General features: G+C 63.9%; 13 protein-coding genes. 10 read left to right on the top strand and 3 right to left on the bottom strand.

The genetic code is table 11. The features are described from left to right. Positions 1–27 precede the first annotated feature (27 nt). From BW994_RS07635 to ptsP, 6 genes are all read left to right on the top strand, one after another. The gene (locus BW994_RS07635; protein WP_029310708.1) at positions 28–312 is read left to right on the top strand and encodes a PTS sugar transporter subunit IIB; all 285 of its coding nucleotides are present in this window, start codon (positions 28–30) and stop codon (positions 310–312) included. A 108-nt stretch (positions 313–420) separates the two neighbouring features. After that, positions 421–1,413: a sugar-binding transcriptional regulator gene (locus BW994_RS07630; protein ID WP_211252747.1), complete on the top strand. Its 993-nt coding sequence runs from the start codon at positions 421–423 to the stop codon at positions 1,411–1,413. A gap of 80 nt (positions 1,414–1,493) precedes the next feature. Continuing rightward, positions 1,494–2,525, top strand: a complete 1,032-nt coding sequence (locus BW994_RS07625) for a thiamine pyrophosphate-dependent dehydrogenase E1 component subunit alpha (protein WP_029310710.1) — start codon at positions 1,494–1,496, stop codon at positions 2,523–2,525. A 22-nt stretch (positions 2,526–2,547) separates the two neighbouring features. Continuing rightward, positions 2,548–3,555 carry an alpha-ketoacid dehydrogenase subunit beta gene (locus BW994_RS07620; protein WP_029310711.1) on the top strand — a complete coding sequence of 336 codons (1,008 nt, stop codon included), beginning with the start codon at positions 2,548–2,550 and terminating at the stop codon, positions 3,553–3,555. Continuing rightward, positions 3,555–4,868 carry an acetoin dehydrogenase dihydrolipoyllysine-residue acetyltransferase subunit gene (locus BW994_RS07615; RefSeq protein WP_051657145.1) on the top strand — a complete coding sequence of 438 codons (1,314 nt, stop codon included), beginning with the start codon at positions 3,555–3,557 and terminating at the stop codon, positions 4,866–4,868. Before BW994_RS07620 ends, BW994_RS07615 begins: the two co-directional genes overlap by 1 nt. A 16-nt stretch (positions 4,869–4,884) precedes the next feature. Continuing rightward, the gene (ptsP, locus tag BW994_RS07610; RefSeq protein ID WP_029310713.1) at positions 4,885–6,825 is read left to right on the top strand and encodes a phosphoenolpyruvate--protein phosphotransferase; all 1,941 of its coding nucleotides are present in this window, start codon (positions 4,885–4,887) and stop codon (positions 6,823–6,825) included. Between the two features lie 49 nt (positions 6,826–6,874). Here the strand turns inward: ptsP and BW994_RS07605 are convergent, their stop codons facing one another. Further along, complete coding sequence (locus BW994_RS07605) at positions 6,875–7,300, bottom strand: PRC-barrel domain-containing protein (RefSeq protein WP_245594047.1); 426 nt, start codon at positions 7,298–7,300, stop codon at positions 6,875–6,877. Positions 7,301–7,711: 411 nt separating this feature from the next. Between BW994_RS07605 and BW994_RS07600 the strand changes: the two genes are divergently transcribed. The 4 genes from BW994_RS07600 (at position 7,712) to BW994_RS07585 (ending at position 13,184) form a co-directional block, all read left to right on the top strand. After that, positions 7,712–8,671, top strand: a complete 960-nt coding sequence (locus BW994_RS07600) for an SDR family oxidoreductase (RefSeq protein WP_029310715.1) — start codon at positions 7,712–7,714, stop codon at positions 8,669–8,671. Between the two features lie 76 nt (positions 8,672–8,747). After that, a complete protein-coding gene (locus tag BW994_RS07595) occupies positions 8,748–10,247 on the top strand; it encodes an FAD-dependent oxidoreductase (RefSeq protein WP_035227948.1) in 1,500 nt (499 codons plus the stop codon). Further along, positions 10,240–11,634 (top strand): alpha/beta hydrolase, encoded by a 1,395-nt coding sequence (locus BW994_RS07590; protein WP_083703299.1) that lies wholly within the window; start codon positions 10,240–10,242, stop codon positions 11,632–11,634. Before BW994_RS07595 ends, BW994_RS07590 begins: the two co-directional genes overlap by 8 nt. After that, positions 11,631–13,184: a GMC family oxidoreductase gene (locus BW994_RS07585; RefSeq protein WP_029310718.1), complete on the top strand. Its 1,554-nt coding sequence runs from the start codon at positions 11,631–11,633 to the stop codon at positions 13,182–13,184. Before BW994_RS07590 ends, BW994_RS07585 begins: the two co-directional genes overlap by 4 nt. A 16-nt stretch (positions 13,185–13,200) precedes the next feature. Here the strand turns inward: BW994_RS07585 and BW994_RS07580 are convergent, their stop codons facing one another. Both BW994_RS07580 and BW994_RS19160 read right to left on the bottom strand, forming a co-directional pair. After that, on the bottom strand, positions 13,201–14,631 hold the full coding sequence (locus BW994_RS07580; RefSeq protein ID WP_051657146.1) for an alkaline phosphatase family protein: 1,431 nt from the start codon (positions 14,629–14,631) through the stop codon (positions 13,201–13,203). Between the two features lie 359 nt (positions 14,632–14,990). Beyond that, positions 14,991–15,142, bottom strand: a 152-nt coding sequence (locus tag BW994_RS19160; RefSeq protein WP_175612100.1) for a transposase, incomplete at its 5' end; no start/stop codon positions are given.

The raw sequence follows: 15,142 nt of genomic DNA, 5'->3' as shown, positions 1-15,142 counted from the left end.
CGTTCAATCCAATCGGAGATCGTAGTCATGAAACGGAAAACCATACTCGTCGCCTGCGGCACTGCCGTGGCGACATCGACGGTGGTGGCCAGCGCCATCGAAGAGGCAATGCAGGAGCGCGGTATCTCGATCATCCTGCGCCAGTGCAAAGCAACCGAACTGCCCAGCCTGGCGGCGGACGCTGATGTCATCGTCTCAACCACCCCTGTGCCAGACGGTCTTGGCAAGCCGGTGATCAAGGGCCTGCCGTTTCTGACTGGCATCGGCAAGGCGGCGACGCTCGACCAGATTGAGGCCGCTTTGCGCGATTAAGACCGGCCGCGGCTGGGAGCGGCTGCGCGCTGCGCGTCGGTTTCCTTGACCCAGTGAGAGTGACGCCTCACAAAGGCTCGCCGAACATATGGGTATGAGGAGGCGTCTTTGTCCTGGTCACGTCCTGTTGGCGCGTCTATCGAGCGCAGTGGTGATGCCGACGCCACCGATCTGAAGACCCGCGTTGCCTGGCTCTACTTCATGGAAGGGCTGACTCAGGACGCTGTCGCTTTGCGCCTCGGGCTCACGCGTCAGAGGGTTCTGAAAATCCTTGCTGCTGCCCGGCAGGATGGGACGGTACAAATTCGCGTTACAACCAGGCTGACCAACTGCGTCGCGCTGGAGCGCAGGCTCGAAGCCGGTTTCGGCATCGAGCGGGCTATCGTGATTCCATCGCCCGGGGAGCCCCAACAACTCACGGCATTGCTGGGCGCTGTCGTCGGCGCTTATGTCTCCGAAGCGCTGCAGGATGGTATGACGATTGGCCTTGGTTGGGGGGCCACGCTACAATCGAGCCTGACCAGCATGATCGCGCGCCCGATGCGCGATGTCACGGCAGTGTCCTTGCTCGGCGGCCTGACGCGGGCAAGCGGCGTCAATCCGGCCGAATTCGCTTGGCGTTTCGCCGATCTGGTCGGGGCCGAGAGTTTCCTGCTCACAGCGCCGGTGTTTCTGCCTGACGAAGCTACCCGCGACACGCTGCGCCGCCACCCCGGCATTGTCGAGGTATTGGCGAGAGCGGCACGGCTGGACATGGCGCTGCTCAGCGTCGGCGACATCTCGCCGTCGTCGACAATGATGCGCTACGGCCTGATCACCCGGGATGAGTTGGCCGAGGTTACGCGTGCCGGTGCCGTCGCCGACGTGCTTTGCCAATTTGTCGATGCGCAAGGTCAGGTCTTGGACCATCCGATCAATCGGCGGGTACTGGCTGCCGATCCCGCCTCGTTGCGCGGCACGCCGGGGTTGGTGCTGGTATCGGGTGGTTGGGCGAAGGTCCCTTCCTTGCTGGCCGCGATCCGGCTGCTCGCGCCCCGGGTGCTTATCACCGACGAAATCGCGGCTGAGGGATTGCTTCGACTGACCGAGACTGAGGCCTAACAAATATATTTGATTATTGACAAATACATTTGTCATGGCCATTCTCCGGGCAGATACTTGCCCGATGTGAAGGAGAGTCCGTGGACACGCCACTCACCAAACCACTGCACCCCGAGTTCAAAACCCAGCCGTTGCTGGCTGCCGTGTTTCCTTTGGCCGAATCCGATGCACGTGCGGCACTCCGCCAGATGATGCTGATCCGCCGCTTCGAGGAAGCCGCCGAGGAATGCTACATGCGTGGGTCGATCCACGGCACCATGCATCTCTCGATCGGCCAGGAAGCCTCGGCGGTCGGTCTCTGCCTTGAATTGCGTCGCTCCGATCTGATCACCTCGACCCATCGCGGCCACGGCCATTGCATCGCCAAGGGAGCCGATCCGCGCCTGATGTTCGCCGAGTTCTTTGGCAAGGACGCCGGCTATTGCCGCGGTCGCGGTGGCTCGATGCATATCGCCGACGTCGAAAGTGGCAATCTCGGTGCCAACGGCATCGTCGGCGGCGGCATTCCCATCGCGGCCGGTGCGGCGCTCGCGATCAAGCAGCAGCGGCGCGATGACGTGGTGGTCTGCTTCTTTGGTGACGGCGCCTCGAACGAGGGTGCGTTCCACGAAGCGCTGAACATGGCCGCACTCTGGCATCTGCCGGTGATTTTCGTCTGCGAAAACAACAAATACGGCATGTCGGTCTCGACCGAACGCTCGATGTCCGTACCGCACGTCGCCGACCGCGCGCCCGCCTATGCCATGCCGGGCGTGAGGATCGACGGCAACGATCTTTTGGCTGTGCTGCAGGCCGGTCGCGCCGCGATCGATCGGGCGCGCGGCGGCGGCGGGCCGACCTTGATCGAATGTGAAACCTACCGCATCCGCGGTCATTCCCGCAGCGATCGCAACCGGTATCGCACCAAAGATGAAATCGATGCCTGGAAGGCGCGCGACCCGATTGCCGCGTTCGAATCCGTGCTGCGCGATGCCGGGCTGATGAGCGCTGCCGATATCGAGGCCTTGCGCGCCGAAGTCGCCGCCGAAATCGCCGCCGCGATCGACTTCGCCGCCGCCGCCGCCCCGCCCGATGCAGCCGATCTGACCGAACATGTCTATATTGCTGCCTGAGGAGTCGACCGCCGTGGATACCATGATCGAGCCCACCGCCGCGCTCCGCGAACTCAGCTATGCCGATGCGATCTACGAGGCGCTGTTCCAGGCCATGACGGAAGACGAGCGGGTGTTTCTGCTCGGCGAGGATATTGGCGTTTACGGCGGTGCCTTCCAGGTGACGCGCGACCTGTTTCATCTGTTCGGCGGGGAGCGGGTGATCGACACGCCGATCGCCGAGCTTGGCGCGGCCGGCGTCGCGGTCGGTGCCGCGCTGGCGGGCGGGCGGCCGATTCTGGAATTCCAGTTCTCCGATTTTGCAACCCTGGCGATGGAACAGATCGTCAACCAGGCCGCCAAGATCAGCTACATGCTCGGGGGTCGTGCCGCCGTGCCGCTGGTCATGCGGCTGCCCGCCGGCTCGGGCACCGGCGCTGCCGCCCAGCATAGCCAGAGCCTCGAAGCCTGGTTCGGCCATATTCCCGGTCTGAAAGTGGTCCAGCCATCGACGCCGCATGATGCCAAGGGATTGCTGCGCGCCGCGATCGACGATCCCAACCCGGTGCTGATCTTCGAGCACAAGCTGCTCTACAAAACCAAGGGCCATGTGCCGGAGGCGCCCTACCGCGTCGCGATCGGCAAGGCCGCGATCCGCCGGGCCGGCCGGGATCTGACCATCGTTGCCACCGGCGTCATGGTCGGCCGCGCGCTCGAAGCGGCGGCAAGCCTGGACGCCGCCGGTCACGATGTCGAGGTGATCGACCTGCGGTCGATCCGCCCGATCGACCGCGAAACCCTGGTCGCCAGCGTTTCGAAAACCACGCGGCTGCTGATCGTGCATGAAGCGGTCAAAACACTCGGCATCGGTGCCGAAATCAGCGCCATGATCGCCGAAAGTGAGGCGTTCGACCGGCTCGATGCGCCGATCCGCCGCCTCGGCGGTGCCGAATGCCCGATCCCCTACAATCCGGTATTGGAACGCGCGGCGGTGCCGCAGGTCGATGACATCATCCGTGCCGCGACCGATCTGATCGAAAGGGGCGCGTAATGCCAACGCCGGTCATCCTGCCCCGGGTCGATATGGACATGGAAACCGGGCGAATTGCGCGATGGCTGATCGAATCCGGCGCCAGTGTCCGCCAGGGCGACGCGCTGTTCGAGATCGAGACCGACAAGGCGACGATGGAGATCGAGGCGCCGGCGAGCGGCATCGTGCATATTTTCACCCCGGCGTCCGGCACCGATATCAAGGTTGCCAGCATCGTCGCGGAAATCCGCGCGCCCGGTGAAACTCCGACCGACGCACCTGTGCCGCAACGCGTGCCCGAACTGCACGCCGGCATCGCCGCAGGGCATGCGGCGCCGCTCGCCGAGATCGAGGCATCAGCGCCGCCGCCCATGCCATCATTTGCCCCGCCGGTAAAATTGCTGCGCGCGACACCGCTGGCCCGCCGCCAGGCGGCGATCCGCGGCCTCGACCTGACCGCGATCACCGGCAGCGGGCCGCGTGGGCGTGTGACCAGCCGGGATGTCGAAACCGTCACCTTGGCAGAACCGCCCGCCGCGCTGCCCCGGCCCGCCCGCATTGAAGTGCGCGAAACCATTGTATATCTGCATGGTTTCGCCTCCAACAGCACCGCGTGGGACCCGCTGTCGGCCCAGCTCGACGCCGATCTGCCGCGCATCGCGATCGATCTACCCGGTCACGGCGACGCGGCAACGCTCGCGCAGCCGACGCTCGCGGCAATGGCGGCGCACGTGGTCGCCGCGGTGCGCGAACAGACCAGCGGTCCGGTTCATCTGGTCGGCCATTCGCTCGGTGGCGCGATCGCCGCGCGGGTGGCGCTGTCGAACTTGCTCGACGTACGCTCCCTGCTGCTGATCGCTCCGGTCGGCCTCGGGCCGGTGATCGATCATGATTTCATCATCGGCCTGCTGCGCGCGCGTGCCGAAGCCAGCGTGCTGCCCTGGCTGCACCGCCTCGTCGCCGATCCGGCGCGGATCAGCCGCGGCATGGTCCGCGCGGTGCTGGCGCTGATGGCGGACCCCGCTCGTGCCGCTTTCCTCGCCGCGCTCGCCGCGAACGCGTTTCCGGACGGCACGCAGTCGGCCGACTGGATGATCGACGTCACGCCATTGCTGATGCCCGTGCGCATCGTCTTTGGCCGAGAGGATCGCATCATCCCGTTCCATCCGGCCGCGCGTATCGGCGGCAGCGTTGCCGTCAATCTCTTGCCAAACATCGGTCACATGCCCCAGATCGAGGCACCCGCGCTGCTTGCGCGGATCCTCGCCGAGGTGATCAGATCGGCCAGTATCGTGAATGTCCAAGCCAACGCGTCATCAGGCGCACCCTCGTAGAAGGAACCGAACCGACATGGATATCGAGGCGGAACGCAGCGTCCTGGTCAGGGTGCCGGAAGGGCTGCACGCGCGCCCGGTCGCGCAATTGGTCGCATTGGCCAAGGCTTTCCCCACAACGCTCGAAATCGTCCATGGTACCAAAAGTGCCAACCCGCGCAGCGCGGTCAAGCTTCTGCTGCTCTCGATCAAGGAGCATGATCGCGTCATCGTCCGCGGCAGCGGTGCCGATGCGCATAAGGCGGTCGATGCCGTCTGCCGCTTGCTCGAAGACACGACCGAGGCGGCCATCCCCGGCGGCATTTCATCCCCCTTCGCCGAGCGCGCACCTGAGCCCGCAACCGAACCCGATGACGGACAGTTCCGTGGCATCGGCGGCAGCGAAGGCGTCGCCCTGGGGCCAGCCTTTCCGTATTTCCGCCAGCGCCTCGTCATCGATCGCACCACGGTGCCGGCGGCGCAGCGGGCTGAGCAGGTCGCGGCCTTCCGCTCGTCGCTCGATCTCGTTTGCGCCCAGACCGATAGCGCCGATGCAACCGCGAGCCAGATCCAGAACGCGCTGAGCGAAATCGTGCGTGACGTGGAATGGACCGGCGGCATCGAGGCGGCGATCGCTGCCGGATTGCCGGCGGTCGCGGCGACGCTCGATGCCGGCGAGACCCTGGCAATGCAGTTCGAGGCGGTCCCCGATCCTTACGTCAGGGCCCGTGCCGATGATGTGCGCGGCGCCGCGCGTGCGATCGCTCTCAACCTGACCGGCGTGCACGATCCCGCGCTTGGTGAGGCGCCGGACGGTGCCATTATCATCGCCGAAGATCTGAACGCCTGGGATGTTGCCGATGCCGATTTGTCGCAGATCGGCGGCATCGTCTGCCGAACCGGCACGCCCGCCGCCCATATCGCCATTATGGCGCGCGCTTACGGCATCCCAGCGGTATTCGGCTGCGGGATGATGCCCGAGGTCGCGGCGGGAGTCGAAATCGGCATCGATGGTGCCGGCGGCATGGTCTTTGTCGCGCCCGGCGATGCCGAACGCGCGCGCCTGATGTCCGCCCGGACCGCCTGCACCGCAAAGCAGGATAACCTTCAGAGATGGGCGAGCGTACGTCCCGTCACCCGATCCGGCCATGCGGTGCAAATCGCCGCCAATCTGGGTTCGGTCAAGGAGATCGACGCGGCCCGCCGTGCCGGTGCGATGGGCGTAGGCCTGTTCCGCTCGGAGCTTTTGTTTAGCGAGCACCGCAGGCCCCTGACCGAACAGGAGCAGTTCGAAACATATGATGCGGTCGCGCGCGCCTTTGACGACCACCCGGTGATCATCCGCACCCTCGATATTGGTGGCGACAAATCAGTGCCGGGGATCGACATTCCACCCGAAGGCAACCCGTTTCTAGGGTGGCGCGGCATCCGCCTCTGCCTCGACCGGCCGGATTTGTTCAAACCGCAACTGCGTGCGCTGTTGCGCGCCGCGGTCAATCGCAATCTGAAAATCATGCTGCCGATGATCAGCGAGGCCTCCGAAATCCATCGTACCCGTGCCCTGATCGATGAATGCCGCCGCGAACTCGCCGCCGAAGCCATCGCGCACGACCGGCCGGCCACCGGCATCATGATCGAAACGCCGGCCTCGGTCCTGCTGGCCGAGGAACTGGCAAAAGAGGTCGATTTTTTCTCGATCGGCACCAACGACCTGACGCAATACATCATGGCGGCGGACCGCCTCAATCCATGTGTGGCCGCGCTGAGCCGACCCGAAAATCCGGCAGTGTTCAAAGCCATCGCCATGACCTGCGCGGCGGCAATGGCGCGAGGCATCCCGATATCGGTCTGCGGCGAAGCGGCATCGAGCCCCCCGATCATTGCGAAACTGCTCTCGTTCGGGATCCGATCGCTCAGCATGAGCCCGTCGTCGATCCTGCGCATCAAGCAATTCGTCAGCGAGGAGGCTGGGCTTTAACCCCCGGCCGACCTCACTGGTTCGGGTGCGCCAGACCGATTAGCCCAGCCTAGCGCGTCATCATACCGGGATGAACGCCGTAATATTCGTCGACCCGCTCGCCATAAATGCCATTCGACCAGTCCGGCATGGCGCTGGTGGCGAAGGACGGGCCACCCTCGAGGCGATCACGATCGATATCGACCACATAACCACCTTGTTGGCGGTCATAATGCAGCATGCTCCACGGCAGCGGATGGTAATGCTCGCCGAGCCCCAGAAATCCGCCGAACGACATGATGGCATAGGAAATCCGGCCGGAATTCTTGTCGATCATGACATCATAAATCGACCCGATCGAATCGCCCTGCCGGTTATAGACATGCGTGCCGTTGACTTTGCTGGCGGCGATCAGCGTTCTGGTTTCGCTGAGGCTATCCAACTGTTCGGCGCGCGCCGAGTTCGCGGTACGCATGGTTTCGTCGTGACTGCTCATGTCCGGGTTCCCCTGGTTTGATGGTTTGTAGCCGCCGTTCGGCGGCCGTCGTCCATCCGATGTGAGCATCGCCACCACCGATTACGACGCGGCGCAGATGAAACTATTGTCAGGCAAATCCTTGTGCTGCTAGCTGATCAGCTCGATCTAATGATAACCTGCTGCCCGAGGATAAATGCCGCGCGTGATAGAAACAAATTCACTGATCATGCAACGAATTCCGTCAACCTGACCGTACCGTTGCCGAATTGTTATTTGGATCACGTGGTAGAAGCCCCAGATGTCCGCAGCCAGCGTGACGACAATGCGTGACGTTACGACTAATCAACGAAATCTCTGCCGCGACGTCGACCGTCCTGCGTCGCGCGCATCGATCAAATCAAACATGAATATACTGAAAGTTTTCGACACATGGACATCAATCAACGCCAACAGAAAATCCACGATGAAGTGCGCGCTGCCGACCAAGCCCGGCCAAAGCTCGAAATGAAGGGCGCCATGCAGGCCGGCGCGCGCCACTACCCCGAACCGCCGTTTACCACCGATGCAGCGGGCCAGCGCGGTATCGAAGCCGGACAGAGCATCAAGCCGTTGTACGACGCCCCGTTCTGGAAAGGGTCTGGCAAACTCGAAGGCAGCGTCGCCATCATTACCGGCGGTGATTCCGGCATTGGCCGCGCCGTCGCGGTATTGTTCGCGCGCGAAGGCGCCGATGTCGCCATCCTGCATCTGGCATCCGAACAGGAAGACGCCGATGTGGTTGTCAAAGCGATCGAGCACGAAGGCCGCAAGGCGATGGCGGTCGTCGCCGACGTGACCGATCGCGCATCGTGCTTCGCGGCCGTTCGAAAAATCGTCGATGCATTCGGCAGGGTCGATGTCCTGGTCAACAACGCGGCATTCCAACTCCACGTCAGCCGGTTCGAGGATCTATCCGAAGAGCATTTCGATTTGACAATAAAAACCAATCTCTACGGCTATTTCCACATGGCCCAGGCCTGCTTGCCGCACATGCGCGCGGGCTCCGCAATCGTGAACTCGGGCTCGGTCACCGCCTTGATGGGCAATTCCACAGTCATCGATTACACCATGACCAAAGGCGGCATCCACGCCTTCACCCGCGCCCTCTCCGGCAGCCTGGTGCCGCGCGGCATCCGCGTCAACGCCGTTGCCCCCGGCCCGGTGTGGACACCGCTGAACCCCAGTGACAACCCCGCAGGCATGGCCGAATTCGGCACCAACACGCGCATGAAGCGCCCGGCCCAGCCCGAGGAAATCGCACCGGCCTATGTCTTTCTCGCATCGAAACAAATGTCGAGCTACATCACCGGCGAAATCCTCCCCGTCATCGGCGGCTATACCGACCGTTAGTAAACGGGAACGGCTGCGGCGTGGTCACCGCCGCAGCACCGCGCGGGCAATATCCGAACCAAAAAGGATCACGATAATGGCGCAACAACCAAGCGGTATCGACTTCAACCAAGGTGTCGCAATCCACGCGCTTGCCAATCATCCAGCCGTGCGCGGTCATGCCGATGGTGAGCCCGTACTCATGGTCCGCTCCGGCGACACCTTCTTCGCCATCGGTGCCGATTGCACCCATTACGGCGCGCCGTTGGAAAAAGGGCTGATCAGCAATGGAACCATCCGATGCCCCTGGCATCACGCCTGCTTCAGCCTGCGCACCGGCGCCGTTATCGACGCACCCGCGCTCGACGCGCTTGCCACCTGGAACGTTGAACAGCGTGACGGCAAGCTATTCACCAACGGCCGAAAACATCCAGCCAAGCCCGCGGCTCTAAAAAATCCACCCAGCAGCATCGTCATCATCGGCGGCGGTGCGGCCGGCGAAGCGGCGGCTGAAACTCTGCGTCACGAAGGCTACCAAGGCCGCATCACCATCCTCAGCGCCGACCCCGATCTTCCGCCGGACCGAACCGCCCTGTCCAAAAGCTTCCTGAACGGTTCATCGGCGGCAGAGACCATTCCTCTGCGCGATGCGGCCTTCTTCACCGACCACGCGATCGATCTGGTGCTAAATGCCCGCGTCAACCTGATCAACACGGCGGATAAACAGGTCATGCTGACCGACGGCATCAGCCACCCCTACGATGCCCTGCTGATCGCGACCGGCGCCATGCCCGCGCGCCTCGATCTCCCCGGCGGCGATCTCGTCCACTACCTCCGCACCGTGGCCGACGGCCGCAATCTCGATGCGCTGGCGGTCAAAGGCGCGCGCGCCGTCGTGATCGGATCGAGTTTCATCGGCATGGAAGTCGCCGCCGCGCTGCGCCAACGCGAGGTCGAGGTCCTTATCGTCAGCCAGGAATCCAAGCCAATGGCAACGGTGCTGGGCGCGAACCTCGGCGCATTTTTCCAGACACTACACGAAGATCACGGCGTCGCCTTCCGCCTCGAAGCGGACGTCGCATCGGTCACCGAAACCGCGGTCGTCCTCGCCAGCGGTGAACAGATCCCGGCCGATTTCGTGGTCGCGGGCATCGGCGTCGCGCCGCTCACGGAACTCGCGGCCGATGCCGGTATCACCGTCGATCATGGCGTCATGGTCGATGCCTATCTGCAAACCAGCACCCCCGGCATCTACGCGGCCGGCGATATCGCCCGCTGGCCAGACCCGCACACCGGCAAACCGATCAGGGTGGAGCACTGGGCCGTCGCTCAGCGCCAAGGCCAGGTCGCCGCCCGCAACATGCTCGGCCGCCAGCAGCGGTTCGACCAGTTGCCGTTCTTCTGGACCGGTCAGTACGATGTCAGCCTCCGCTACGTCGGCCACGCGACCGATTGGGACGACGAACTGGTCGACGGAACCATGGGCAACTGCACCGTCACCTATCGCAAAGCCGGTAAGCCCCTCGCCATCGCGACCCTCAAGCACGACAAGGCAGCGCTTGACTTCGTCGCCGCCCACCAGCCAACCCATGAATGACGCCGACCCACCCACCCTGGTATTCCTGCATTTCCTCGGCGGCAGCAGCAATACCTGGCGCTACACGATCGATCATCTGCCGCCGTCCACCCGCTGCCTCGTCATCGATCTGCCCGGCTTCGGTGCCGCCTCGGCCCTGCCGGGCGGCAGCGTCAGCGCCATGGCCGATGAGGTGATCGCCACCATCGGCCGCACCGTGCGCGGGCGCTGGGTGCTGGTCGGCCACAGCATGGGTGCCAAGATCGCAACCGTCATTGCCCGTGCCGCCGAACATGGCGCGGAAGCCCTATCCGGCCTCAGCCACATCATCCTGCTGGCCGGCTCGCCCCCCGCTCCAGAGCCGATGAGCGAGGAATCCCGCGCCGAAATGCGGGGCTGGTTCCAAGGGTCTGCCGATGAGTCGATGGCTCAAGCGCGTCGCTACATCGCCAACAATATCGCGGACAGCCTCGATCCATCCGCGCATCAGGCGGCCGTCGCCGATATTCTGCGTACCAACCGCGCGGCCTGGGTCGCGTGGCTCGATAGCGGCAGCCGCGAGAATTGGGCCGCGCGCATCGGCACGCTGCGTACACCCGCCTTGATCATCGCCGGTGCGGCCGACGCCGATCTCGGGGCCGAAGCCCAACGCACGCTGATGGCGCCGCATTTCACCCATCACCGCCTGATCACCCTCGCCGCAACCGGCCATCTGATCCCGCTCGAACAACCCGCAGCACTCGCCCGCCTGATCGAAGATCACGCGGACCTGCCCCACAATAACAACACGATCGACGCCTCCTACCGCGCCTTGATCGCATCTGACCGCGTCAGCACCCACACCCGCGCTGCCCTCCTCGCGCGAACCCTACCCGCCGCCGAGGCATCCCCGTTCAACGATCAGCAGACCCGAACCCTGCACGCGGTGATTGCGCGCGTCATCCCCCCGGCCGTCGCACCGCCCAATCTTGCCACCACCATCGCCGCCAGTTTCGCAGCCCCGCGCGGCTGGCGTTTCGCCGCACTCCCACCCGATACCGAAGCGTGGAGCATGGCGCTCGACACGCTGAACCATCGCGCCAACCACCGCTGGAACACCATGTTCATCGCGCTGTCACCCGCACAGCAGGACACCATGCTCACCGAACTCGCCGCCGGCGATACCAATGCTGCACCCGCCAGCCTCGATGCCAGCCAGATGCGCCTCTGGTTCGAAGATTTCCGCGCCGCCGCGGTTCGCGCCTACATGGCGCATCCCGCCACCCTCGCGCGCATCGGCTACAGCGGCATCGCCTACGGCGGCGATGGCGACCATAAACCCGGCTTTCACCCGATCGGCCTTGACGTCGTCGAACCCTGGGAACCCAAACCCCGCGCACCACATGCGCCGGCAGGGCAGGGCGCATGAATCTCGATACCATGCGCCGCCACGCCACCGGTGATACGGTCGATGCCGTCATCATCGGCACCGGTGCCGGCGGTGCGCCCTTGCTAGCCGCCCTCGCGACCGCCGGCCTCAAGGTCGTCGCCCTTGAAGCCGGCCGCAACTGGGAGCCCGAAACCTTCCCGGCCGATGAAATCGCCGCCGCCGGCATCTACTGGCGGGATGAACGCCTCAGCGCGGGCGATACCCCCCAGCCGTTCGGTGCCAACAACAGCGGCACCGGCGTCGGCGGCTCGACGCTCCATTGGGGTGCGTTCTGCCCGCGCGCCGACCCGCGTGACTGGCGCCTGCGCACCGAAACCGGCCAGGGCCAGGATTGGCCGCTGGACCCCGCTTCCTTCACGCCGTATTACGAACAGGCTGAAGCCTACATCGGCGTCTCCGGCCCGCGCGCCTACCCGTGGGACCCATCCCGCAGCTACAGACTGCCGCCGGTCGCGCGCAACGCACCCGCCATGCTGATGCAGCACGCCTGCGACTCTCTCGGCATCACGACGACCGACGCACCCGCCGCCGTCGTCTCGCACCGGTTCGAGCAGCACAACGCGCTGCCCCGCCCCGCCTGCATCAACTGCGGCTATTGCCACCAGGGCTGCCGCATCGGTGCCAAGGCCAGCATGGATGTCACCTATCTGCCGGCCGCGGTGCATGCCGGTGCGGAAATCCGCCCGGACTGCAGGGTCCACACCATCGAGCGCGATGCCACGGGCAAAATCACCGCCGTCGTCTATCGCCACCAGGGGCACGACCATCGCCAGCGCTGTGCTGCGGTTTTCCTGTGCGCCGGTGCGGTGGAAACACCGCGTCTGCTGCTGCATCTCGGCCTCGCCAATTCCAGCGGCCAGGTCGGCCGCAACTACATGGCCCATGTCGCCACCCAGGCCTGGGGCAGTTTCACCGCGCAAACCCGCCCCCACAAAGGCTACCCCTCGTCGCTGATCACCGAGGACATGCTGCGTCCGGCCGACGCCGATTTCGCGGGCGGCTACCTGATCCAGAGCCTCGGCATCGTGCCGGTCACCTGGGCCGAACAGGTGGCACGCGGCCGGGGTTTGTGGGGGCAGCCGCTCATCGACTATCTCGATCATTACAACCATGTTGCCGGCGTCGGCATCAACGGTGAATGCCTGCCCTCCGCCGGTAATTTTCTCGATCTGTCCGACGAGACCGACGATATCGGCATGCGCCGGCCGCGCATCCATTTCAGCTACGGCGAGAACGAACACAGGCTCGAGCGCCATGCCCAGCGCGTTCTCACCAACATCTGGCAGCACGCGGGCGCGACCGATATCTGGACCATGCGCCGCTCCGCCCACACCATCGGCACCTGCCGCATGGGCAGCAGCGCCGATACAGGCGTTGTTGATCATGCAGGCAACAGCTTCGATATCCCGAATCTGTGGATCTGCGACAATTCGGTCTTCCCCAGCGCCATGGCCGCCAACCCCGCCCTGACCATCATGGCGCTCAGCCTGCGCACCGCCGATGCATTCCTCCGCGGGCACCGCACCTGAAGCGGCGGCATCCGCCTCAGTCCTTGCCGCCAAGACCCAGCGTTTTGGCCACAGCATCAAACCCGCGTTCGATCGTTCCCAGCACACCGCTGGTCTTTTGCCGTTCATCGATGAATACGGCCAACCGGTCGGTCGCGAGCTTCGCCTGGCTCAGCCCATCGCCCAGCGCCTCATGGGCGCGCTGCATCAGCCCGCCCTTGTGCCCGGCGTGCTGGATTTCGCTTTCGATATGGTGGCTGAAGCCGAACAGCGAGGCTTTGAACCCCTCCAGCATCGCCACAGGCCGCGCCTCCTGAATATCAGGCGCCACCCCGGCCTCGGGCAGATCGCGCCGCGGCGTGGTGCGCCAGGTCATGGACGCGATCGGGTCATTGGCCTGTTCGGCGCGCCGCCCCAGCGGCTTCACACCTGGCCAGATCCGGCTTGCCATCTTCAACAGGCTGGTATGATCGAATTCGGTCGAAATCACACCAGGATCAAGCATCGGCGAGACAAAAATCGCCGGCACCCGAAAACCCAACAAATCAAACGCGAAATGCTCGGTATGCTCATCGGGCGGCACCGTCGCCGGCGGCACCACATGATCGTAAAATCCACCATGCTCGTCATACAGCACGACCAACAAGGTCTTTTCGAACAGCCCCGGGTTCGCCCGCAGCGTGTTATAGACCTCGGCGATCAGCGCATCGCCCCGCATGATATCGTGCGGCGGATGCTGATCGTTCTGATGCGGCCCGAAGTAGCTCGGTTCGATGAAGGTATAACCTGCAAGATCGCCCTTCGCGACATCGTCTTGCCAATGCGCGTAGTGACGGTAATTGCCGAGATGATGCCATTGATGGCTGAGCACCAAAGTCTGCGGCACATCGCCATAATAAATCCGCCACGGCACGCCCGCATCGCTCAGTTCGTCATACAGCGTGCGCTGGCCGTACATGTGCAGCTTCGAACTGAACAGACCACCCGGTTCATTGACATGCCCGCGCGAGGTGCCGCTGTGGGCAAACAGGCGGTTGATCCAGGTCGGTCCGGGCAGTGATGAAAACCACCGGTCGCAGACTACGAAATTCTCCGCCAGCGTGTGCAACCCCGGCAGAAACCCGCGCGGAAAATAGCCCATGATTTCCTGGCGTTCCTCGGGCGTGCTGTTCGGATGAGTGCGGACGAAATCAGCGACGAACCCGCCATTGGTGCCATCGGCAAACTGCGCCAGTGAATTGGCCAGATAATGTTTCGGATCACGATCGATATTGCGCGATATCGTCTCCCGTTGCACCAGGTCCGGTGCACCCGGCGCCGCGGCTGGGTTGCTGTGCGGCCGTGCCACATCGACACCGTCGAGACCGGCATGCACCGTCGCCATCGACCCGAGCATCCGGTCGAAGCAATTATTCTCCATCATCAGCACGACGACATGCTCGATCGGCAGAGTTTGCTCAGAATCCATCGTCCATCCCTTTCAGTCCACCGCCGCGATATGGTGCGCCGTTTGCCCATATTCGAGGCGGTGAGGCCATTGCAGCCAAAGGATGCAATCGCGCTGGGTTTAGCCATGGATCGAATCAGACGATCTCCCGATCGTGTTCAAGGCTTACGGCTGGATATAAGGTTGCCAGCCGCACATGACCTAACCGCATTTATTCATGAGGGCGTTTCATTCAATTCTTCTACAATTAGCTATGCAACCTGACGTCGTGGGCGCGTGACGACTCACCGGCCGCTCTGGGCTGGTTTTGATGAGCTTGGCGATGTGTCGGCGCTGGAGTTGGATGAGATCGGGACCGGTCGGGGCAACCGCCCCTGGGCTCAGACCAGTAACCTGGGCAGTCTGGCCAGAGCGTAGCGGAGAATGACCTGATCCGGCATCGATCGCGGCAGATGCAGGCGAATTGATTTCTTCAATGTCTCGACCTGGACGGCGAGTTTGATCAGGCGTAGCCGCAAGGTATCGAACTGGA

The organism is Acidiphilium rubrum (assembly GCF_900156265.1).
Taxonomy (GTDB): domain Bacteria; phylum Pseudomonadota; class Alphaproteobacteria; order Acetobacterales; family Acetobacteraceae; genus Acidiphilium; species Acidiphilium rubrum.
Note: the sequence above shows the minus strand (reverse complement) of the source record. Positions and strands in the feature narration are given on the sequence as shown.

Coding starts and splice junctions, on each gene's coding strand:
- BW994_RS07635 (WP_029310708.1), top strand. CDS start 28: ATGAAACGGAAAACCATACTCGTCGCCTGCGGCACTGCCGTGGCGACA.
- BW994_RS07620 (WP_029310711.1), top strand. CDS start 2,548: ATGATCGAGCCCACCGCCGCGCTCCGCGAACTCAGCTATGCCGATGCG.
- BW994_RS07615 (WP_051657145.1), top strand. CDS start 3,555: ATGCCAACGCCGGTCATCCTGCCCCGGGTCGATATGGACATGGAAACC.
- ptsP (WP_029310713.1), top strand. CDS start 4,885: ATGGATATCGAGGCGGAACGCAGCGTCCTGGTCAGGGTGCCGGAAGGG.
- BW994_RS07605 (WP_245594047.1), bottom strand. CDS start 7,300: ATGAGCAGTCACGACGAAACCATGCGTACCGCGAACTCGGCGCGCGCC.
- BW994_RS07600 (WP_029310715.1), top strand. CDS start 7,712: ATGGACATCAATCAACGCCAACAGAAAATCCACGATGAAGTGCGCGCT.
- BW994_RS07595 (WP_035227948.1), top strand. CDS start 8,748: ATGGCGCAACAACCAAGCGGTATCGACTTCAACCAAGGTGTCGCAATC.
- BW994_RS07590 (WP_083703299.1), top strand. CDS start 10,240: ATGAATGACGCCGACCCACCCACCCTGGTATTCCTGCATTTCCTCGGC.
- BW994_RS07585 (WP_029310718.1), top strand. CDS start 11,631: ATGAATCTCGATACCATGCGCCGCCACGCCACCGGTGATACGGTCGAT.
- BW994_RS07580 (WP_051657146.1), bottom strand. CDS start 14,631: ATGGATTCTGAGCAAACTCTGCCGATCGAGCATGTCGTCGTGCTGATG.